Annotated in this window: 12 protein-coding genes; 3 read left to right on the top strand and 9 right to left on the bottom strand. The window is 66.9% G+C overall.

The genetic code is table 11. The features are described from left to right. Position 1: 1 nt before the first annotated feature. Together AB1A62_RS08405 and AB1A62_RS08400 are read right to left on the bottom strand one after the other, a co-directional pair. Positions 2–6,451 carry a beta-ketoacyl synthase N-terminal-like domain-containing protein gene (locus tag AB1A62_RS08405; RefSeq protein ID WP_366661063.1) on the bottom strand — a complete coding sequence of 2,150 codons (6,450 nt, stop codon included), beginning with the start codon at positions 6,449–6,451 and terminating at the stop codon, positions 2–4. Positions 6,452–6,713: 262 nt separating this feature from the next. Continuing rightward, positions 6,714–8,177 (bottom strand): hypothetical protein, encoded by a 1,464-nt coding sequence (locus tag AB1A62_RS08400; protein WP_366661062.1) that lies wholly within the window; start codon positions 8,175–8,177, stop codon positions 6,714–6,716. Between the two features lie 192 nt (positions 8,178–8,369). Here AB1A62_RS08400 and AB1A62_RS08395 point away from each other — a divergent pair, with 192 nt between their 5' ends. After that, entirely contained in the window at positions 8,370–9,122 is a 753-nt protein-coding gene (locus AB1A62_RS08395) for a WecB/TagA/CpsF family glycosyltransferase (protein ID WP_366661061.1), read from the top strand. A 7-nt stretch (positions 9,123–9,129) separates the two neighbouring features. On the opposite strand, the gene AB1A62_RS08390 is transcribed toward AB1A62_RS08395, so the two are convergent. The 4 genes from AB1A62_RS08390 to AB1A62_RS08375 form a co-directional block, all read right to left on the bottom strand. After that, positions 9,130–10,080, bottom strand: a complete 951-nt coding sequence (locus AB1A62_RS08390) for a glycosyltransferase family A protein (protein ID WP_366661060.1) — start codon at positions 10,078–10,080, stop codon at positions 9,130–9,132. After that, positions 10,077–11,165, bottom strand: a complete 1,089-nt coding sequence (locus AB1A62_RS08385) for a glycosyltransferase family 2 protein (protein WP_366661059.1) — start codon at positions 11,163–11,165, stop codon at positions 10,077–10,079. Before AB1A62_RS08385 ends, AB1A62_RS08390 begins: the two co-directional genes overlap by 4 nt. 80 nt (positions 11,166–11,245) lie before the next feature. Further along, positions 11,246–14,875, bottom strand: a complete 3,630-nt coding sequence (locus tag AB1A62_RS08380) for a translocation/assembly module TamB domain-containing protein (RefSeq protein ID WP_366661058.1) — start codon at positions 14,873–14,875, stop codon at positions 11,246–11,248. Beyond that, on the bottom strand, positions 14,872–16,674 hold the full coding sequence (locus tag AB1A62_RS08375) for an autotransporter assembly complex family protein (RefSeq protein WP_366661057.1): 1,803 nt from the start codon (positions 16,672–16,674) through the stop codon (positions 14,872–14,874). The genes AB1A62_RS08380 and AB1A62_RS08375 overlap by 4 nt, the downstream gene beginning before the upstream one ends. 469 nt (positions 16,675–17,143) lie before the next feature. Here AB1A62_RS08375 and AB1A62_RS08370 point away from each other — a divergent pair, with 469 nt between their 5' ends. Continuing rightward, positions 17,144–17,410, top strand: a complete 267-nt coding sequence (locus AB1A62_RS08370) for a hypothetical protein (RefSeq protein WP_366661056.1) — start codon at positions 17,144–17,146, stop codon at positions 17,408–17,410. A gap of 61 nt (positions 17,411–17,471) precedes the next feature. After that, on the top strand, positions 17,472–18,080 hold the full coding sequence (locus AB1A62_RS08365) for a hypothetical protein (protein ID WP_366661055.1): 609 nt from the start codon (positions 17,472–17,474) through the stop codon (positions 18,078–18,080). 67 nt (positions 18,081–18,147) lie between these two features. Here the strand turns inward: AB1A62_RS08365 and AB1A62_RS08360 are convergent, their stop codons facing one another. From AB1A62_RS08360 to AB1A62_RS08350, 3 genes are all read right to left on the bottom strand, one after another. Continuing rightward, positions 18,148–19,131 (bottom strand): glyceraldehyde 3-phosphate dehydrogenase NAD-binding domain-containing protein, encoded by a 984-nt coding sequence (locus AB1A62_RS08360; RefSeq protein ID WP_366661054.1) that lies wholly within the window; start codon positions 19,129–19,131, stop codon positions 18,148–18,150. 121 nt (positions 19,132–19,252) lie between these two features. Then, positions 19,253–19,567, bottom strand: a complete 315-nt coding sequence (locus AB1A62_RS08355; protein WP_366661053.1) for a hypothetical protein — start codon at positions 19,565–19,567, stop codon at positions 19,253–19,255. A gap of 81 nt (positions 19,568–19,648) precedes the next feature. Further along, on the bottom strand, positions 19,649–20,425 hold the full coding sequence (locus tag AB1A62_RS08350) for an IclR family transcriptional regulator C-terminal domain-containing protein (protein ID WP_366661052.1): 777 nt from the start codon (positions 20,423–20,425) through the stop codon (positions 19,649–19,651). Between the last annotated feature and the right edge of the window lie 74 nt (positions 20,426–20,499).

Raw genomic sequence — 20,499 nt, 5'->3', positions numbered from 1 at the left:
GTCACTCCGCCGCCCGGATTATGCGTGATGGGCCGGAGGCTGCGGCACGGTCTGCGGCATCGAGCCTTGCCTTGACGCCTGCAGCCAGCACGCTGACATTCGGCACCAGCACCATGCTGTCATGGTCGCCCGGCACCTCGGCCACTTCCACAGAGGGCGCACAGCGGGTCCAGTCGTTGTCGTGGAACACATACTCGCGTTCGCTGCTTACCCAATTGCCCCCCGAGACTTGCCATTTACGGTCCAGCGGGGGGCGGAAAAGAGTCAGCGGGCCGTGCCAGGATTTGAGGGCATAAGCTTCGACAGCGGCACGGAAGGCCAGTTCGATCTTGCGGTTGTTGAATTCCGGCAAGGCGCCGTTTTCCGCGGGCTTGGCACGGCGCTTTTCGAATTCCCACGCGATGCGGTTCCTGGCCCATTCGCCCAGGTAGCCTGCACCTTTGCTGCGCAGCTCTGCCAGCTTGATCAGCGCCTTGTCCTGGCGCTTCAGGGCCGGGCGCACCGGCAAGGGCGTGTCCAGCAGGATCAGCGCGGCGGTGTCCTGGCCCTGCTCCTTCAGCTGCTGTGCCATCTCATAGGCGGTGATGCCGCCGCCGGAGAAGCCGCCGAGCAGGTAGGGGCCGTCGGGCTGGACCTGGCGGATTTCGTTCAGGCAGCTGCGGGCGGCGTCTTCGATCCGGTCGTGCGGGCTATCGCTGCCCACCAGCCCCTTGGCCTGCAGCCCGTAGACCGGGCGGTCCTTGCCAACCAGCAACGCCAGATGCCGCAAGTTCAGCACATTGCCGAACATGCCCGCGACCAGGAAGAAGGGCCGCCGCCCGGTGCCGTCGCCGGGGTGCAGCTGCACCAGATGGGTGAATTGCGGCTTTGCTTCTGCGGCTTGCGGGGGGGCTCCGGGCTCTGCGGCGATACCGCCGCCGGTGCGTTCGATGATCCGTTCTGCCAGGGCGGCGACACTGGGGGCCTCGAACAGCACCGACATCGGGAATTCCACCTCAAAGGCGCGTTTCACCTGGGCAAACAGCCGGACTGCGATCAGGGAATGGCCGCCGAGGTCAAAGAAGCTGTCCTCGATCCCCACCTGGCTGACACCAAGGAGGGAGGCAAACAGCGCGGCCAGCTGCTCCTCCACCGGGTTGCGCGGCGCCACGTAATCGGTATCGAGCTGCGGGCGGTCAAATGTCTGGGCCTCTGCCTTGGCTGGTGTGCTTTGGTCCGCCTGGGCGCTCAGCGCGGGCAGGTCGAGGGATGAGACCACCACCTGCGGCAGGCCAGAGGCGACGGCGCGGACCAGCGCCTCGCCGCCCTCGCTGGCCTTGATGCCGTTCGAAATGTTCAGCTGCAGGCGGCGTTCCTCCCGCGACAGCGGCTGCGGCCCGGCGGCAGGCTCCAGTCCCAGCTGGGCTGCTGTGGCGTCCGCGTCGCCCGGCTCCCCGTCAGAGTTGAACCCGCCTGCGAGGCGTTGCATCCGGAAGCCCTCGATCTCCACCAGCACGGTGCCATCCGGATCCGCCAGGGTGACGTCGAATGCCGCGGAAGCGCTGTCCGGGGTGCCGGACAGGCGCATATGGCTGAAGATGCGTTTGGTCAGCGGCGCAAAGACCCGGATAGTCCCATAGGACACCGGTACCCAAAGCGCCTTGCCCTCGTATCCGGGGATCAGCTTCATTGCCCAGCCGGTGGCCAGGTCCAGAAGGCCGGGGTGCAGCAGGCAGCCGTCCTGCGCCGCTGCTTCTGGCAGCGACAGTGACGCTATCCCCTCGCCATCCCCCAGCGCGGCGCGGTCCAGCACCTGCCAGCGCGGGCCGAAGTTAAGATACGCCTCTTGCGGCGAATGCAGGCGCCCGTCTTCTGGCGCCTGCTCCTCCGGGCATCGGGTGAAAATCGTTTGGAGGTTGAGTGCGGCGGGGCGTTCTGCCGCCGCCGCAAAGGCCAGCATAGCCTGACAGTTCAGACGGTAACCATTTGTAAACTTCGAGTAAACAAACAGTTCATAACCATTTTCATTAGCTTCTAACTTTACCAGGGCCTCGCGCGGGCAGGATGCGTCCGCAATCAGAGGGCGCAGGAAGTAGAGATCGCGGATCTCGAATGGGTCCTGCACGCCAATCGCGGCCAGCGCTTCGGCGGCCATCTCGACATAGCCGGTGCCGGGCACCAGAGCAGTGCCATCCTTGGTGCGGTGCTCATCCAGCAGCCAGTCTGCGGTGCTGAACCGGGGGGTGAAGATACGATTGCCCGCGGCGTCGAATGCCTGCTGCTGCAGCAGCGGATGCGGGCAAGGCTCCGGCGCGCTGGCACTTGCATTTGCGTTGCGGTCCGCCATGGCGTCGGCGGCCATGCCTGTGTCGGCCCAGACGCCCCAGTCCACGGCGATGACCCGGGTTTTTCCGCCTGCTCGGTGCTTGGCCCAGGCGTTGAGGTATTCATTGGCGGCGATGTAATCCACCTGGCCCGCAGGCCGGGTCACGGTCGAGGAGGAGGAGAACAGAACCATCAGCTCCAGACTGCCGTCCGGGAACACGGCGTCCAGCGCCCGCAACCCGCTGACCTTGGGCGCCAGCACCTGGGCGATCTGGTCCTCGTCCTTGGCCAGCAGCGGGCCGTCATTGATGACGCCGGCCCCGTGGGTCACCCCGGTGACGGGGCCAAAGGCTGCCTCGGCCTGGTCCCGCGCCTTGCGCAAGTCGCCGCTGTTGCAGACATCGGCGGCCAGCGGCAGCACCGCGCCCTTGCCATCCGCTTCCAGCGTCATCACCGCGCGGATGCGCTGGGCGATGCGGTTCGCCGGGCTATGGCTGGCCAGATAACGCTCCCAGGCGCCGCGCGGCGGCAGGCCATCGCGGGAGATCAGCGAGACCTTGGCGTCATAATTGCGCATCAGGTGACCCGCGATGGTCAGGCCGATGCCGCCATAGCCGCCGGTGATGAGGTAATGGCCGCCCTGTTTGAAGGGCGGGGTCTCCGGTTCGGGCAGCGGCTGCGGGCGCCAGCTGAGCTCGAACCGCTTGTCCCCTCGCCAGGCGGCGGAGGTATTGGCGGGCTCTGCCATCAGCTCTTCCAGCAGGCGCGCGGTGATACCGGCCTGCTCCGGATTGCGGCGGGCAAACAGGCCCTGCGGCGCCTGCGGCAGTTCGATGTCCACCGCGGCGGAAGTCAGCCCCGGCAACTCGCGCGGGATCACCCCCAGGGGTCCTGCGATCATAGCTTTTTCCGGGTAGGGCAGCGCCTCGCCGCGGACCTGCGCGGCGCCGGTGGTGAAGACCGTCAGATGCGCCGGACCGGGCAGATCTGCATTGCCCAGTTCCTGCGCCAGTGCGGTCAGGGAATGGAACCCCATCTCAAGGTTGCGGTCAAAGAAGGAGGAGCCGGGGCGGAAGCTCTCCTGTTCCGTCACCAGCCAGAAATGCGCGATGCGGTCCGGCAGCAGCCCGGCCTCTGCCAGATCCGCCAGCAGCGCGCCATAGGCGGCGCGGCCCTGTTCTGGCGGCAGGACATAGGAAGTGGATGAAAGCTGCGCATAGGTGTCGCCTGCGCGGACACGCACAACGCTGTGGCCCGCAGCCTCCAGCCTTTCGGCAGTGAGGGCCGCGTGGCCTGCCTCGTCCTCGAAGATCAGCCAGCTGTGCGGCTCCTGCTCCAGCTCTTGCGCCACATCCAGCGCGCAATCCGCCAACCGCGGGCGCCAGGCCGGGCGGTAGCCCCATTTGCTCAGATCGTCATGGCGGGCCGGGGTCTCGGCCTCTTCCGCGGCAGCAGGTTTGCCGGGCTCGATGAAATAGCGGCTGCGCTGAAAGGCGTAGCCGGGCAGCGGCAGGCGGTTGCGGCGCGCCTCGCCCCAGATCTGTTCCCAGTCGGCCTCCACCCCGCAGGCCCAGAGCCGGCCGATGACACCAAAGAAGTAACTGTCATCCATCACCTCCTGATCCGGGTGCCGCAGCGAGCTGAGCACCTGGCCCTGCTTCACCGCTGGCGACATCTGCGCCAGTGCGCTCAGCGCCTTGCCTGGGCCGACCTCCAGGAACACGCGGCCCGGGGTCTTGGCGAGGGTCTCGATGCAGGCGGCGTAATGCACGGTGTTGCGCAGCTGGCCGACCCAGTAATCGGCATCGGTGGCCTGCTCCGCCGTCAGGGCTGCGCCGGTGCGGTTGGAGATCACCGGCAGCTTGGGCGCTGACAGGGTCAGGGAGCGGAGGAATTCGCCGTACTCCTTCAGGATGCCGTCCAGCATCCGGGAGTGGGCGGCAATGTCGATGGGGATGCGCTGGTGTTCGACCTCGCGGGACGCCAGTTCGGCGGACAGGCGGTCCAGTGCCTCTTGCGGGCCGGAGACGGCGGTGAGCGCGGGGGCGTTGACGCTAGCAATGTCCAGATCATCTCCGATGATCGCCTCGACCTCGGCCAGCGGCAGGGCAATCGACAGCATCCCGCCCGCAGGAACCGTGTCGAACAGCCGCCCGCGCAAGAGGACCAGATCGATGCAGTCCTCAAAGGTCATCACGCCAGCCAGGCAGGCGGCGGTGTTTTCGCCCATGGAATGGCCGACCAGCGCGGCGGGCTTCACGCCCCAGCTGATCCACAGCTGCGCCAGCGCGTATTCCACGATCATGATCAGCGGCAGCTGCACCGAGGGCTGCTGCAGCTTGGCATTGGCGGCGTCCTCCGCGCCGTCTTCCGGCAGCCAGATCGCGCGGATGTCGTAGTCGAGGCTCTCTTGAAGGTGATCCAGCCCGCGGTCCATCCACTCCGCAAAGACCGGTTCGGTTTCATAAAGGTCGCGCGCCATGCCCGCGTATTGCGCGCCGCCGCCGGGGAACATGAAGACCACCTCCGGCGCGTCGCCCAGCCGGTCATGGGTGAAGACCTTGCGCGGATCGTTCTCCTGCAAAAGAGCAAGGGCTTCGGCGGCGGTCTCCGCCACCAGCACCCGCCGCTTGGCAAAGCCGCGGCGGCCTTCCCTGAGGGTAAAGGCCACATCGGCCAGATCGGCCTCGGGGTTGGCCGTCAGATAGTCCGCCAGCGCCTGAGTGTTGGCGTCCAGGGCTGCCTTGGTCTGGCCGGAAACACAGAGGATCTGGAACGGGAAATCGCTTTCCTCTGACGCGGCGCGTTCCGGGGCTTCTTCCAAAATAACATGCGCATTGGTGCCGCCGACGCCGAGCGAGTTGATACCGGCGCGCCGCGGCCCCTTGTGTGGTGTCCACGGGGTAAGCTCAGCGTTCACGCGGAATGGCGAGTTCTCGAAATCAATGGCCGGGTTCGGCGCTTCATAGCCCAGCGAGGGTGGGAGTTCCTTGTGGTGCAGTGCAAGCGCGGTCTTGGTGAGGCTGGCAACGCCCGCCGCGGTGTCCAGATGGCCGATGTTGGTTTTGACCGAGCCGATGCGGCAATAGCCGGAGTCCTGCGTGGTCGCCCGGTAGGCATCGGTCAGGGCAGAGACTTCGATGGGGTCGCCCAGATAGGTGCCGGTGCCGTGGCATTCGACATAGCCGATGGTGTCCGCCGGGGTGCCAGCAGCCTCCAGCGCCTTTTGCACCGCTGCCGACTGGCCGCCGACGGAAGGAGCGAGATAGCCCGCCTTGTCGGCGCCGTCGTTGTTGATGGCGGAGCCCTTGATGACCGCCCAGATGTGGTCGCCGTCGGCAATCGCATCCTCCAGCCGCCTGAGCGCCACCGCCCCGGCACCGGAGCCGAAGACCGTTCCTTGCGCCCGGTGATCGAAGGCATGGCAATGGCCGTCGGGGCTGAGGATCTCGTTTTCCTTGTAAAGATACCCGCGCCCCTGCGGCAGCTCGATGGTGACGCCGCCCGCCAGCGCCATGTCGCAGTCGCCCTCGCGCAGGGCCTTGCAGGCGTAATGCACCGCCACCAGCGAGGTGGAGCAGGCGGTCTGCACGTTGACCGACGGCCCCTTCAGGTCGAACACATGGCTGACGCGGGTCGACAGAAAGTCTTTGTCGTTGCCGGTATGACGCAACAGGAACATGCCCACGTCATCGACCAGTGCGGGGTTGGAGCAGATGTTGAAGTAGAAATAGCTGCCCATGCCGCAGCCCGCATAGACTCCGATCGGGCCATCGATGCTTTCCGGCGGATGGCCCGCATTTTCCATTGCGCTCCAGGCGACCTCCAGAAACTTGCGGTGCTGCGGGTCGAGGATGGCGGCCTCTTTCGGGCTGAAGCCGAAAAACTCCGCGTCGAATTCGTCGAATCCCTGCAACGGGGCGGATGCAGGCACATAATTCGGGTCCGCCAGGACAGAGGTACGCTCGCCATTTGCCAGGAGCGTCTCCCGGTCCAGAACCTCGATGGATTCGATGCCGCCGCGCAGGTTCTGCCAGAACGCTTCGGCTGACCCGGCGCCCGGCACAGTGACCGACATCCCCACAATGGCAATATCGCCTGCATTAATCCCGGCAGCGCCTCTTGCTGCGGATGTCCCATTCTGCATCGTCAATACCTGACCCCGCTGGCCCTTCGCAAACAGCCCGGCACACCGCAGCCAGTCCGCTTCGCGAAGGTGGCAGGGCCCGCCGGACGGGTTGATTGTCTGATACCGGGGTTCTGCCCGGCGGTCGGCCCGGCCTGTCGGCATGGATCCCCATCTGTTCCGCGGGGCCGGGTGAACTCAAATTTACTTTCGTCAATTCATGCGGCTGTCCTGTGGACGCATTGTGTCAATTTCGGCCGGAAAAAGCGGAAACATTGCGGCATCACAGGATGCTGCGCCCGTTTGGCCCGGCGGTGTCAGGCATCAGCGCCTGCGCACCGCCGAATAGTGCAGGTTTTGCGCGGAACAAGTCGGGGTAGAGCAGCCGCTCGGCGTAGCCCAGAACCGAACCAGCGCACATCCAGGTTATCGGGATCAGAGTGGCGTTCAGCAGCATGTCGACCATGGTGGCGGCCAGGATCAGCGCAACCGGGGCGGCATAAGGCGACACACTGCCGGCGGGTGCGCGGCCTGCAGCATAGGCCAGCAGCACCAGCGGTGCCGCCAGCAGACCCATCTCGGCGATATAGCCGAGCCAGCCGAAGGTGCCGAAGACGATGATCCAGCGCCCGTCCGGGATCGACAGGATCTGCCCGGTTTCCTCATGCCGGACCAGGTTGCGGCCCCAGCCGCCCCAGCCGAACCAGGGTTTCTCGGCGGCGCGGGCCAGCATCTGGGCCTCGTTCTCAAAACGGTAGTTCAGCGAATGCGCCCGCTCGGCGCTGATCGTCCCGGCTTGGGCCACCAGCTCCTCTGTCGGCACCAGCCCGGCGTTGCGCAGCATCGGATAGACCACCGCGATCAGCGCCAGCAGCAGGGCCACGCGCAGCTGCCAGCGCAGCGGCGCCAGCGCAACCACCGGCACAAAGGCCAGCGCATAGGCGAGCGAAGCCAGGCTCTTGCACAGCACCAGCACCGCAAACAGGTATCCCGCCGCCAGCGCCAGCCGGACCCGGTCCCCGCCCGCGGCGGTACGGGCCAGTGCGGTGGCCGCCAGCAGCGCCGACATCATGAAGAAGGCCAGCCACAGCGCATGAGGCAGGAACACGATGGGACGGAAACCGCCCTGGCGCATCATCTGGCTGAAGTCATGCTGGAAGAAGCCGTAGACCCAGACATTGATCTGCGGGCTGAAGCGGATCTCGATCAGCGACGGGATGGTATAGACCAGCCCGCCGATCATCAGCGCCAGCAGCAGCTCGCGCTGGGCTTCGGGGGTGGAGAGATACCGGCGGGCCAGCAGAAAAGGGATCAGCACGATCACCTGGTTGATGATCACGGAGCCAAGGTCGCGCCAGCGCAGGCCGGGCAGCTGATCGGTCAGAAAGATGATCGGGTCGGAATTGGCGATTTTTCGGAACAGAATCGGCTCGCCGTTGGTCAGCACGGTGGGCACTACCCCGAACACAAACAACAGCACCAGCACCCGAACCGCAGGGTGCCGCGGCAGCAGCGGCACCGGCCTGCGCAGCAGCAAGACGCACAGCACAAAGGCCATCACCGAGGGGATCGCGAACTTGTCCATGTCCGGCACCAGCGGCAGGTCAAACTCGGCCAGCGGCGGCAGCAGCAGGTAGCCCGCGATGATGCACCACAGAATTGCCCGCTCCAGCGGCAGGCGCCGGAACAGGATCAGGCTGGCCAGCGGCCAGGCCAGCAGCATCAGATAGGCCAACGCGTTGGGCAAAGCCCCGTGCTCCCTCAGTTCCTCGGTATTTGCGTCAAACTTTACCTGTTGCGGGCAGCGCTGTCGCGCGGATTTGCAACAACAGGTTAACAGTGTGCAGCTTTGCCACGCCGGCCGCCTTCCCGTGCCCGGCGGGCTGGCCTGGCCAGGGCGGCGGCGGTATCAGGGAGCGGAACGCAACCGGGGAGTGCCATGTTTTTTGAATTTCACGGCCGCAGGGTTGCGGTGAACATGCCCTCGCGCACCCAGCTGGAGGCCGAGATCCGTGCCCGGTTCAAGGCGGGGCAGGGCTTTGCGCTGGCCACGGTGAACCTGGATCACCTGGTCAAGATGGAGGCGTCGGCAGCGTTCCTTTCCGCCTACCAGGCACAGGATCTGGTGGTGGCGGATGGCCGCCCCATCGTCTGGCTGTCGCGGATTGCGCGGCACCCGGTGGAGCTGATGCCGGGCTCCGACATGGTGCTGCCGCTGTGCCGCCTGGCGGCAGAGGCCAAGGTGCCGGTGGTGCTGGCGGGCAGCACGGAAGCGGCGCTGCAGGATGCCGAAGCCGCTCTGACGGCGGCGGTGCCGGGGCTGGAGATCGCCTGGACCCATGCCCCCTCCGGCAGCTTTGATCCCGACGGCGGCGAGGCGGATCAGATCCTCCACCGGCTGGATGAAACCGGTCCCTGCCTGTGTTTCCTGGCGCTGGGCGCGCCCAAGCAGGAGCGGTTCGCGCAGCGCGGCCGCAAGCTGGCGCCCGCGGCCGGCTTTGCCTCGGTCGGAGCCGGGCTGGATTTTCTCGGCGGCCACCAGAAACGCGCGCCGGCGTGGGTCCGTGCCATTGCGATGGAGTGGCTGTGGCGGGCGCTGTCCAGCCCCAAGCGGCTGCTGCCGCGTTACGCCAAATGCCTGGCTGTTTTGCCCGGGCAGATCCGCACGGCCTGGCGCATCCGGGCGCGCTGACGGCGGGCTATTTGTACTCCAGTATGCCGCGGGCGCTGCCGCGCCAGCGGCGCCAGTAAAACTCCAGCGCTCCGGCGGCTTCGGCGAATTTTCCCAGCACCGTGAACAGCGCGTGTTCAAACCCCATCCGGCGGGACAGGCGCAGAACCTGGGCCGGGTAGATCAGCGCCGCCAGCAACAGAGAGGGGCTGAGCAGCCCACCCATCAGGATGACGGCTGGCAAAGCCGCGCCCCACAGCAGCGCGCGGCGGGTCTCCGCAACCCAGTGGCGCTCTGCCCCGGCGCCGTGCAGCGCCGCACCTTCGGCAAAAGCATGGCCTGCGCGGCGGCTTCGGTTCCACCATTGGCCGAAACGCAGCATCTGCGCGTCATGCAGGGTCATCTCCGCCTCCAGCCGCCAGACCTGCCAGCCGGCCCGGCGCAGGCGCAGGCACAATTCCGGCTCCTCCCCGGCGATCAGCCCGTCGCGGTAGCCGCCCGCGGTATAAACCGCTGCCACCCGCATCAGCGCATCGCCGCCGCAGGCCTTGGCCTCGCCGGCCGGTGTGTCCCACTCCGCGTCGCACAGCCGGTTATAGACGGTGGCCTCCGGGAACCGCTCCCGCCGCCGGCCGCAGGCCACCGCGGCCTTGGGGTGCGCCTGCAGGAAATCCGCGGCGGTGGCGATCCAGCCCGGGACCACCTCGCAGTCGCCATCCACGAATTGCACAAACCCGATCCCGGGCTCCAGCGCTGCCAGCCCGGCGTTGCGGGCGCGGGCGGCGGTGAACGGCTGGCTCAGGTCCAGGTCCACTACTGCGGCGCCCAAATCCCGCGCGGCAGCTGCCGATCCGTCCGTAGAGCCGCTGTCGACATAGACCAGCTGCTGCACCTGGCCTTGCAAGGATCGCAGGCAGCGGATCAGCCGCTCCCCTTCGTTGCGTCCAATGACCACGGCGGCGATGGCGGCGGCGCTCATGCGGCCGTCCCGGCAAGGTAGGCCCGGTATCGGGGCGATCCGCGCAGGAAGCCCTGGCGCTGCAGCTCCGCAATCCCGGCGTCCTCGGCCGCGTCCGCTGACCACAGGCTGAGCTTCGGCTGCGCCTGCATCGCATTGCTGCGCTGGCGGTCCTCGCCGTGCTGGGAGACCGTTTCGGCCTGGATCTGCAGATCCCGGGCCAGGCTGTCGCCGGCAAATTTGTAGTGGCGGATCAGCCCTTCGAAATCCGCAACCCGCACCCCGGCTGAGGCATGCGGATGCACTGCAGCCTGCACGCCGGGGCCGTTGAACACCAGGGGGTGCTTGCTGAGGCAGCAGTTTTCGCCAAAGACCTTGCCGCGCACCCCGCCGAACTGCATCTGCGCGCCGCCGGGCGGCAGCGAGTTCTGGCGCAGATAATAAGCAAACCCGGTGTCCTCAGACGTGTATTCGACAGCCCGCACCGCGCTGATGTCCGAGAAGCGGAAGCTCTGCACCGCTTCTGCGTAGGAAAGCCCGCGGGCGCCGGCCAGCGGGCCTTTGGGAAACATCTCCAGCATTTCTGCCTGCAGGGCGGTGTATCCCTGCTGCGCCAGAAAACGGGTCAGCCCGGCAAGCCCTGCCGTTTCGCTGCCCTCGAACTCGAACAGCTCATCCATGTCGGCAAACAGGCACCAGCGGTCCCGGCCGTAACGGTCTGCCGCATAGGCGCGGAAGGTGTTTTCATAGTCCAGCCAGGGCAGGGGGGAGTGCAGCAGCGTGGTGTCCGGCTCCTGCCGGATCCGTTCGATTGTGCCGTCGGCAGAGCCGTTGTCGAAGAACACGAAGGCAGAGACGCCAAGCCGCCGGTAGTGCTCGAAAAACACATCCAGGTAATAGGCGCCGTCGCGCACCAGGGCGATCAGCACCACCTGATCGGGCGCGGCGAAGCAGCGGGCCGGCCCGTGCAGATGGCCAAGCGAGGCGCGGAACCTGGCGTGATGCGCCATGCGGCTGGCGCGGTTCGCCAGCCTTTGGGTGAATGATCTGCCCACTGCGCCTCCGTTCTGCGCCTGCCCGGAAATCTGCGGCCAGCTTGCAGGCATCCGGCATCGTCTGCAAGTGCCGGCCGCTCAGCGTCATTAACAATGGCAAATGGCGCCGGAAGACACCTGCCGCTGTGCCGTCAGTAGTCCCGCTTGAAAAACAGGCCGACGCCGGTCTCTCCCTCGCTGTCCACCGTGCCCTGAACCGTCAGGCTTTTAGTGATGTCCAGGTTGATGCTCAGCTCGCTGTCGCCTTGGGTGTTGACATTGAAATCGGTATAGACGTTTTCCGCCACATAGCCGCCCAGCCCCAGCTGCCCGGTGCCCAGGTTGTCGGCGCCGATATCCACATCATCCGCACCGGTGGCCTGGCGCAGCTTGCTTTGGGCGCCGCCGCCGCGGCCGCTTAGGGTCAGCGCCGAGCCGGCCAGCCGCGCCAGCGCCAGCGGCGAGATATCCCCGATATTGTCGCCGAACAGCAAGAGCGCCAGCGCCTCTTCGCTGGGGCGCGGCGGGTCGGAGGTCACCTTGATCTCCGGCGCGTCGACCCGGCCGGAGATTTCCAGCGTCGCGGTGCCCTGTTCGGTGGCGGCGGTGGACTTGAACTCCAGATAGGGTTTCAGGTCGCCCAAGAGGGTGATCCGGCCTTCGTCGAGCTCCAGCCGCCGCCCGAGGATGTCAAAGGTGCCGCGGATCAGGCTGATCTGGCCGGAGGGCGAGGGCCGCGCGGTGGTGCCGCGCAGATGGATCTGGCCGCCGAGTTCGGACCGCAGGCCGCGGCCGCGGGCAAAGATCCGCGACGGTGCGCTTATCACGATATCGAGGTCGGTCCTGCCGGAGCCGCCTGCGCCGCCGCTGCCATTGCCGGTCAGCCCGGCGCGGGCGAGCGTTTGGCGCACCTCGCGCGGGGCGCCGGCATGGCGGATCGGCGGAATCGGCGCTGAGGAGACCGAACCGCCCGCCGTGTTGAGGTTGATATTGGTCTCGCCCACATTGACCTGGCCTGCAATCCGGTTGCTGCCCGCCATCGCGCCGGACATCGCCAGGCTGCCGTTCAGCAGGGTTTCATAGGACAGGTGGTCGGTCACCACCACGTCGCCGATGGCGATCTGCAGGTCGCCGTTGAACGGCGGCAGCAGCCCCACCGGGCCGCTGATCCGCACCGCGCCGCCGTCGCGCGGGCGGGCCGATAGCTGCACCTGCGCGCTGGAGCTGGCGATGGAGATTATCGCGTTGATATCATCCACCCGCTGCGCCGCCGCCGGGATGGCAAGGGAGGCACTTGGCACGGAGATGGTGCCGCTGACCCCGTCCGGCGCTGGAACGCCGCGCAGGGCCATGTCGAAATTCGCCGCCCCCTGCATGAGGTTGGGCGAAATGAACGGATTGAGCCCCTCCAGACGCAGGGTACCCCTGGCGGTCACATCGGCGGTGCCGTTCGCCTCGTTCCAGCTGCCCTCGATGCGGCTGTCGATACCAGCCGGGCCGCTGGCGGTGCTGTCCACCGTCCAGGTGCCGTCGCGCCGGGTTGCGGTGCCCGCGGCGGTCAGGCGGCCGGGCAGGTCAGGCACCAGCCTCTGCAGCTCTGCCATCACCGCGTCGAACTTCAGATCGGTGCTGCCGTTGCTTTCCGTGAAACGGGCCTCGGTCTCCACCGCGATTCCACCAGGCCCTTCTGCCTGGACGGTTGCCTGCCATTCGCCGCTGCGCCGCTCTGCGGTGCCCTCGGCGCTCAGCCTGCCGGCCAGCTGCGGCACAAAGCGTTCCAGCTCGTTCCAGGCCGCGGCAAAGGTGAAATCGGCGTCCCCTTCAAGCGTCACCGACCCGTCCAGCTTGGCGCTTGAAGTGTGCGGCCCCTTCAGCTCTGCCACGCCGCTGAACGTGTCGCCTGTCCGGCTGAGGGTGGTGGCCAGCTCCAGCGTGCCGGGCGCCTGCGGCACCAGCATTTCCAGCCGGTTCAGACGGGCGGTGATATCCAGCTGCCCGGCCTGGTTGTTCAGCGTGCCCTTGGCCGTGGCCTCCAGCGCGCTGCCGGTCAGGTTGAATTGGTCAATGGCAATGCCGTTTTCATCCCGTGCGGCCGTCAGGTTCAGCGCGGTGGTGCCTGCCAGCAGCTCATCCGCCTTGGCAATGCCCGCCGACAGGTCCTGCGCCTGCAGCGACAGATCAGTGTCGAACCCGCCGGTCAGCGGGGTGAAGGACCCTTTGACTGCTGCCTGCAAGCCACCGCCCAGCGGACGCCCCGCCAGACCGGAAAAGCGGCCCAGATCCTCTGCCTCAGCCGTCAGATCGCCGCTGACCTTCAGACCCTCTTCCAGCCCGTCAAAGGCCACATCGCCCGCGGCCCGGTAGTCGCTGCCGCGCAGCTCCATGTCCGTGATGTGCAGCGCGCCCGGCCCATCGGTGCTGAGTGTGCCTTCAAAGCGGATCTCGTTGCCGGTGGCCTTGGCCAGCGCCGGGTCGCGGGGCTGGAAACCGCTGAGGCCGGCCGTCAGCCGGCCTTCCAGCGCAAAGCCGCTGCTCTGGTCCAACGTGCCGCGGCCCGTGATCTCAGCGGTGTCCACCAGCGCGCCAGGATGGCTCAGTTGGTTCAAAACCCCGTCCAGAACCCATCGGCCTTCGAGGGTTTTTTGCAGCTGCAGGTCGGCCTTGGCCAGCGTGGTCTGGCCGCCGCCGACGGGCAGGGTGACCGCTGCCTGGCCTGCTGGCGGGGTGATTGCGGTTTTCAGGTTGGCGGTGGCCAGCTTGCCGCCCGCATCCAGCGCCGCGGCGCCAGTGATCCGCAGCGCATTGGTGCGCAAGACCAGCGTGTCCAGCGTCATCGCGCCGCTGCCTTCGCGCAGCCCCTTCACGTTCAGGCGCAGGCCGGGGCCAAAGAACGGGCGGTGCACCGGCGGCAGCAGCACATCAACATTGCCGCTCAGGTCGGCGGAGAACGCAATGTCGCGCGGTGTCTCGGGGGCGGCATCCTGGGGCAGGGGGCGGGCCGCCAGCACCACCTGGCCGCCAAGGCGTTCGGTGCCATTGGTGCTGAAGGTGATGTCGGCGGCGAAATCCGTGACCGGGCCGCTGCCCTTGGCGGTCAGCTGCAGGTCGGGGTTGCCCGGCAGGTCCAGCCCGCGCGAAATCAGCCCGCCCGGGGCCTCATCCAGCGACAGGTCCAGGGTGATCTGCTGTGTTTCATTGGCATAGCGGGCTTCCAGCCGCAGATGGTCGCCGGGCTTGTCCAGCCGCGCTGCCTCCAGCCTGGTGTCCAGCGCGCCGTCCGCCAGCTTCAGCGCGCCGTCGACCCGCAGGCTGGCCGCGGTGCCCGTGAGCCCCTCGCCGAGCTCGATCCGGGCGGCCTTGATCTGGCCCAGCTCGATCGCCACCGGCAGTTCGGGCAGCGCAAATGGCGTGGTCTCGGCCTCCGGCAGCTCCGGGTCCGGCGGCAGCGGTTCGGGTGCGCGTTCCACTGAAATGCGCTCCGCCGACAGCTCATTGACCGAGAACCGCCCGCGCAGCAGCTCCAGCCGGTTCCAGTCCAGCACCGCGCCCTCGACGGTCAGCCAGATGCCTTCCTCGTCAGCCACGGTGATCTTCTTGATCTTGGCCTCAGAGGAGAACGCGCCCTCCAGGCCGGAAACGCTGATATAGCGGCTGTCGCCGGACAGGGTGTCCTCCAGGAAATCAACAAGCAGCCCGCCGGCGTCTTCCTCGGTGGTCTCCTGCGCTGCGGCCGGCAGGACCGTCAGGCCCAGAGCGAGCGTATAGCCAAGAACCTGTTTCAAAACGCCTGTCCTATCCCGATATAGAATTGCAGCCCGTCCTCGCTGCCGCCGTCCACCGGATAGGCAAGGTCGAGCCGGATCGGGCCGATGCCCGCCACATCATAGCGCAGGCCGAGGCCGGCGCCCGAATGGCGCGCGGAGGAGCCGGAAACAAAGCTGTCCGCATCGACAAAGCCGAGGTCGTAAAAGCCCACCAGGGAAATCTTGTCGGTGACCTTGCCCCTTACCTCGGCGGACAGCGCCGCAAAGCTGCGACCGCCCGCGGTGCCGCCGCCCGCCGGCACCCCCAGCGACTGATACTCGTGCCCGCGCACGGTGCCCGCGCCGCCTGAGAAGAACAAGAGGGTGGGGGAGATTTCGCTGAGAGACGGCCCCACCACAGAACCCAGCTGCACACGGCCCGCCAGCACAATCCGGTCCTCCGCGCCCAGCCCGTAATAGGCGCGCGCGTCCCCCTTCATCTGCAGGCCGGACTTGCTGCCGTCAAAGCCGATGAACGGCGTGGCGGCGCCTTGCAGAAAGTATCCGGTGGTGGGGTTCACGCGGCTGTCGCGGGCGTCATACTCGGCGCGGATGCGGCCTGCCACGTATTTGAAACGGCGTTTGCCGAACACGTCCTCAGCCAGGATCGAGGACACGCCCAGGGCCGCCTCGGCAAAGAATGTATCCGAAAACGTCCGCCGCGCGCCGATGGCGCCAAACATGCGGGTGGCAGCGTAATGCTCTTCGTCCAGCCGCTCGGCCTCGGCCAGGTAAAAGATCATATCGTCAGGCCCCAGCTTTGCGGGCCGGTCCAGCCGCACCGCGACGCGCCCGTCGATGTCGTTGCTGCTGCCGATGCCGCTGATGCGCGCTTCGATCCGCAGTTTCTCGGCGTTGCCGAACAGGTTGCGGTGCATCCAGCTGCCCGACAGCTCCAGCCCGTCGGAAGAGCTGACCTCGGCACCGAAGGTCAGGCGGCGCGGCGGCAGGTCCTCCACCTGCGCCACGAAATCCAGGGTGCCGTCCGGGTTCGGCTGCTCCGCCTCGCGCAGGACCACGCTGGAGAACGTGCCGGTGCGGCGCAGCCGGGTGGCGGATTTGGCGATCAGGTCGGGGTGGAACTCCTCCCCGGCCGGGAAGCCCGCGATGCGGCGGATGGCCTCCTCGCGCACATTGCTGTCGCCGGTGATCCGCATCTGCCCGAACCGCAGCCTCGGCCCCGGCGCCAGGCGCAGCTCAGCGTCCAGCCGCGCTTGCAGGTGGTTGGCGGTGATGTTCTGGTCCGCCACCTCGGCTTTGGCATGGCCGCTGCGGCGCCAGGCGCGGACGCCCGCAATGGCGGCATCACGGATCACGCCGGTGCCGGCCGGTTTGCCGGGGGCAAACCCTTCGGGAATCTCGACATCGCTGTTCTGCGGGAATGGCGCCAGTTCAGCCCTGCCAAAGGCAAACTGCGGGCCGGGTTTTACGGTAATCTCGACTTTCTGGACGCTTTTCGGCGGGTTCAGAGGCTGGATCAGAGCCGCCTCGCGCCCGTCCAGACGGATATTCACCACCGGCGAGAAATGCCCTGCATCATAAAGCACCTGCACCAGCGTCCGGTAATCCGACAGCGCCGCCGCCAGCAGTTCCTGCACGTTGGTCTCGCCGCTGGCCGCAATTGAGGCCGAGGCGCCGCGCAGCCGGTCCGCCAGCCCGGCGTCAGCACCAGGCGCTGCCAGCGTCGTGTCCGCCGCCAGGCCGGCAGGCGGCAGCAGGGGAATGAGGCTGAAAGCAAGGGCGCACGCCAAGTGGCGGGGGCGGAAGGGAAAATGCATGTCTGCTCCGGCAGCGGGCGTAAAAAATCCGCCTGAACCCGGCAGGGCGCAGGCGCTTGGGGACGAGCCTAGCACGGGGAAATTGCAGGATGGAACCGGCAAAGCGGCGGCAATCCGCCGGTCTGGCGCAGCGGCGGATTGCCGCGCACGAGCCCGCCCTGCCGGCCCGCAGGCAATGAGCATTGGAAAGCTGAAGGGGATATGTGCTAGATTAATTCAGCTCCAGCGGGCAAACCCGCCGGAGCTGTTACTGTTTAACAAAGAACAAGAGCAACGTCAGGCGCAGCCACCACTCACAAAGCAGCCAGCCTGACTGGAATGATACCACGCATGATTTTACTGTCCATATAATTGTCAGTTTGATAAAGTTGCGTGGTATCATTTCACCCGGGATGGGCCGGGGTGCAGGTATCGAGGATCCGGGAGAGCGGTTTTGGACCGGTTGAAACCAATATTCGAACTTCGCGACATGCTTCACCAGATGGAGCGTGATCTTGGCCTGGACCGGCTGAGCCGGTCTGAGCGGGATGTTTTGCTGGCTGCCAACGCACTTACCGAAACACCGGGGGAGCCGGTGCAGTCCGAACAGATCCGCAATCACCGGCTGGTCAAGGGGCTGGCCCAGGCCACCTTCCACCGCACCCTGAAGTCGCTGCTGGAGCTGGGGCTGATCAAACGGGCCGGGGGCAGCAAAGCCAAACACTATGTGGTGAGTTTCGATCCTGCGGCAAAATGACGGTGCCCGGCCGCGCAATCATCTGATTGCAGGTTTTGAATATGCTGTCTAAACGGGCATCATGATGCGAGTTTTGCAGCGTCTGGCTGATTTCCAGAGTTTTGCGGTAATTACCGCTGTTTATGTCATCTGCCACGGGCTGACCGCCTGGGTGGTTACGCCTGTGCAGGGGATGTTCCTGCCGGAGGTGACGGTCTTTGCCAGCCTTGTCTATCTGCCGCACGGGGTGCGGGTGCTGGCTGTCTGGCTGCTGGGCTGGCGCGCGGTGCTGCCGCTGGCTGCGGGCGCCTTCCTGTCAGAGCTGATGTTCACCGACGCCAATGTGCGCCAGCTGATGGAGCCTGTGCTGCTGGAATCCATCGCCGTCGGCGCGTTTTCGGCCTTTGCGGCCTTTGAAATTGCCGGGCTGTTCGGCTGGAAACTGTATGCCGGCCAATCGCGGCGGATTGCCTGGACCAGCCTTCTGGCGGTCGGCGCGCTGGCCTCCCTGATCAATTCGGCGGGGCAGTCGGTTGTGTTCTCCGGCCTGATCTTTCCCGGCGATCAGCTGCCGGTGATGGCGGTTTATGCCGCGGGCGACCTGATCGGCCTCGCGGTCTGCATGCTGGCGCTGACACTGATCTTCCGCTGGCTGCGCCTGGCGGCCCAGGGGCGGCACCCGCAGGAATAGTCAGGGTCCTGACCCTGGGCCCGCCGGCGGCGGGCCTTGCAGGGTGGGCAGCGGTCAGGGGTAGGGCTTACCCCGCCATCAGCCGCGCCACATCCAGCATCCGGGCGGAAAACCCCCATTCATTGTCGTACCAGCCGAACACCCGCACCTGCTGCTCGCCGGCCATGCGGGTTTCCGGCCCGGCAATCACCAGCGATTCCGTCCGCGCGCGCAGGTCGGAGGAGACCAGCGGCATATCGGTCCAGCCGATCACACTGGAGGCCGCCACCCCTTCGCGCAGGGCGGCAGTGAAGTCCGCCCCGCTCATCGGGGTTTTCAGATGCGCCACCAGATCCACCGCCGAAACACTGGCGGTCGGCACCCGCACCGCGGCGCCGCTGACGCGGCCCTTCAGATGCGGCAGCACCTCGTCGATCAGATGCATGGCAGAGGTGGTGGTCGGCACCATCGACTGCGCGCCGCCGCGCGAGCGGGCGAAATCCCCCCGCGGCGCATCCACCATCGGCTGCGAATTGGTGTAGCAATGGATCGTCGTCATGTGCGCGGTGTCGATGCCGGCGATCTGGTCCAGCAGCTTGACCAGCGGCGTCAGCGCATTGGTGGTGCAGGAGGCGTTGGAGACAATCCGGGTATCCCCCAAACTTTCCTCGTTGGCGCCCAGCACCATGGTCAGCTCAGCCGCGGGGGAGGGGCCGGAGATCAGCACCTTGGCGGCCCCCGCCTTCAGCCCGCGCTCTGCCACATCCGAGGTGCGGGCGATGCCGGTGCATTCCAGCACCAGATCGACGCCCGACAGGTCCACCTTGGTCAGGTCGGGCTCATGGCTGACCGGAATGCTGCGCCCCATCACCTGCAGCGCATCATTGCCATACTCGACCGGATGCGCGAAGGGGCCGAAGGTGCTGTCGTACTGGAACAGATAGGCGCACATGTCCAAGGGCGCGATATCGTTGATCCGCACCACCTCGATGCCGTCGCCGCGCGGTGTGGTCAGAATCTGGCGCAGGATGGCGCGGCCGATGCGGCCGAATCCGTTGATAGCAAGTTTCATGCGCAATCTATGGCAGGCGCGCCGGCGCCGCTCAATCCGCCGCTGCCGGGAAAATGATCACATTTTCCAAGAGGATGTTTCAGATTTATGCGTCAAAGCCGCGGATCCGCCAAAGCTGTTCCTATTTGCGGCAGATGACCTGCGCGTAATAGGTGCCGGTGATATTGCGCACCATTGTGTCCAGATTGACGCTGCAGCCGGTGGCCGTGCGGATGGCGCGGACCGCTTGGCGCGCCGTCAGCACCGCGGGCGGGCGGAAGGCCAGGTGCTCCCGGTTCATCCGGGTGGCGCTGTAGCGGCCCGGGGCGTCCTCCACCGGCGCCACCACCCAGTCGCGGCCCAGCACAGTAACTTGCTTGCCTTCCACCCCCTTGGCCCCGGCAGCCGGGGCCAGTGCGGCGCAAAGGGCTGCCGCCAATGCAGTCTGTTTCATCATCGAAATGCTCCTGCGGAAATCACTGGCATCAGCCTAGCGCAGGGCCGGGGCTTTGCAAGGACGGGATTCCGGCGCGGTGCGTCAGAGGTGGTCCACCGCTTCCGCCTGGCGCAGCTCTGCCGCGCACAGCTGCAGGCCGCGCAGCAGCCGCTCGGCATCCGCCTCCGGCTGCGATCCCCGCGGCGCGGAGCAGCCCGCCACGATCGGCGTTTGGCCGGGCCGCGACACAGGCACCGCATAGCCGGTGATCCCGGCCTCGAACTCGCTGTCCGTCAGGCAATAGCCCTGCTCCCGCGCCTCCGTGACGCGCTCCAGAATGGCGGCGGAGTCGGTCAGCGACTGGCTGGTGTGGCGCGGGATCTCCGCTTCTGCCAGCACCGCTGCCGCCTTTTCCTCCGGCAGCCCGGCCAGCAGCATCCGTCCCAGGCTGGTGTGCGCCAGCGGAATGCGGGAGCCGGCGGTGAAGCCATAGGTGATATGGCCGTGGTCGACGGTGGATTGCGCCAGCAGCAGAACCCGGCCCTGGTCCAGCATCGCCAACGTCACTTCGATCTGCATCTGCCGGGCATGGCGGTTCAGCACCGGCTGCACCCGGCGGCCGAACTGGTTGGCCTGCAGGAACCCGCCCGCCAGCGCCAGCACCCGCGGGGTCAAGGACAGCATCCGCCCGTCCTGACGCAGATAGCCCGCCTGCACCAGCGTGAGCGCGCCCCTGCGGGCGGTGGCCCGGTCCTGGCCGGTGCGCCGGGCGATCTCGGCCAGGGTCATGCTGGGGGTTTCCGCGTCAAACACCGCCAGAACCGCCAGCCCCTTGGCAAAGCTCGACGAAATATTCCTGTCCTGTTCTGCCGTTGTCATGCCGAAGCCGCCCCGTCCTGATCCTGAAAACGCCGCTGCCAGCAGCCGCTTTGTGCGAATGTTCGCTACAATGT

Source organism: Leisingera sp. JC11 (genome assembly GCF_040704725.1).
GTDB lineage: Bacteria > Pseudomonadota > Alphaproteobacteria > Rhodobacterales > Rhodobacteraceae > Leisingera.
This window is presented reverse-complemented; position numbering and strand designations above follow the sequence as displayed.

Bases quoted from the DNA above. Each gene is read 5' to 3' on its own strand.
- AB1A62_RS08405 (WP_366661063.1), bottom strand. From the start codon at position 6,451: ATGCAGAATGGGACATCCGCAGCAAGAGGCGCTGCCGGGATTAATGCA.
- AB1A62_RS08355 (WP_366661053.1), bottom strand. From the start codon at position 19,567: ATGATGAAACAGACTGCATTGGCGGCAGCCCTTTGCGCCGCACTGGCC.
- AB1A62_RS08360 (WP_366661054.1), bottom strand. From the start codon at position 19,131: ATGAAACTTGCTATCAACGGATTCGGCCGCATCGGCCGCGCCATCCTG.
- AB1A62_RS08375 (WP_366661057.1), bottom strand. From the start codon at position 16,674: ATGCATTTTCCCTTCCGCCCCCGCCACTTGGCGTGCGCCCTTGCTTTC.
- AB1A62_RS08390 (WP_366661060.1), bottom strand. From the start codon at position 10,080: ATGAGCGCCGCCGCCATCGCCGCCGTGGTCATTGGACGCAACGAAGGG.
- AB1A62_RS08370 (WP_366661056.1), top strand. From the start codon at position 17,144: ATGCTTCACCAGATGGAGCGTGATCTTGGCCTGGACCGGCTGAGCCGG.
- AB1A62_RS08385 (WP_366661059.1), bottom strand. From the start codon at position 11,165: ATGCCTGCAAGCTGGCCGCAGATTTCCGGGCAGGCGCAGAACGGAGGC.
- AB1A62_RS08350 (WP_366661052.1), bottom strand. From the start codon at position 20,425: ATGACAACGGCAGAACAGGACAGGAATATTTCGTCGAGCTTTGCCAAG.
- AB1A62_RS08395 (WP_366661061.1), top strand. From the start codon at position 8,370: ATGTTTTTTGAATTTCACGGCCGCAGGGTTGCGGTGAACATGCCCTCG.
- AB1A62_RS08365 (WP_366661055.1), top strand. From the start codon at position 17,472: ATGATGCGAGTTTTGCAGCGTCTGGCTGATTTCCAGAGTTTTGCGGTA.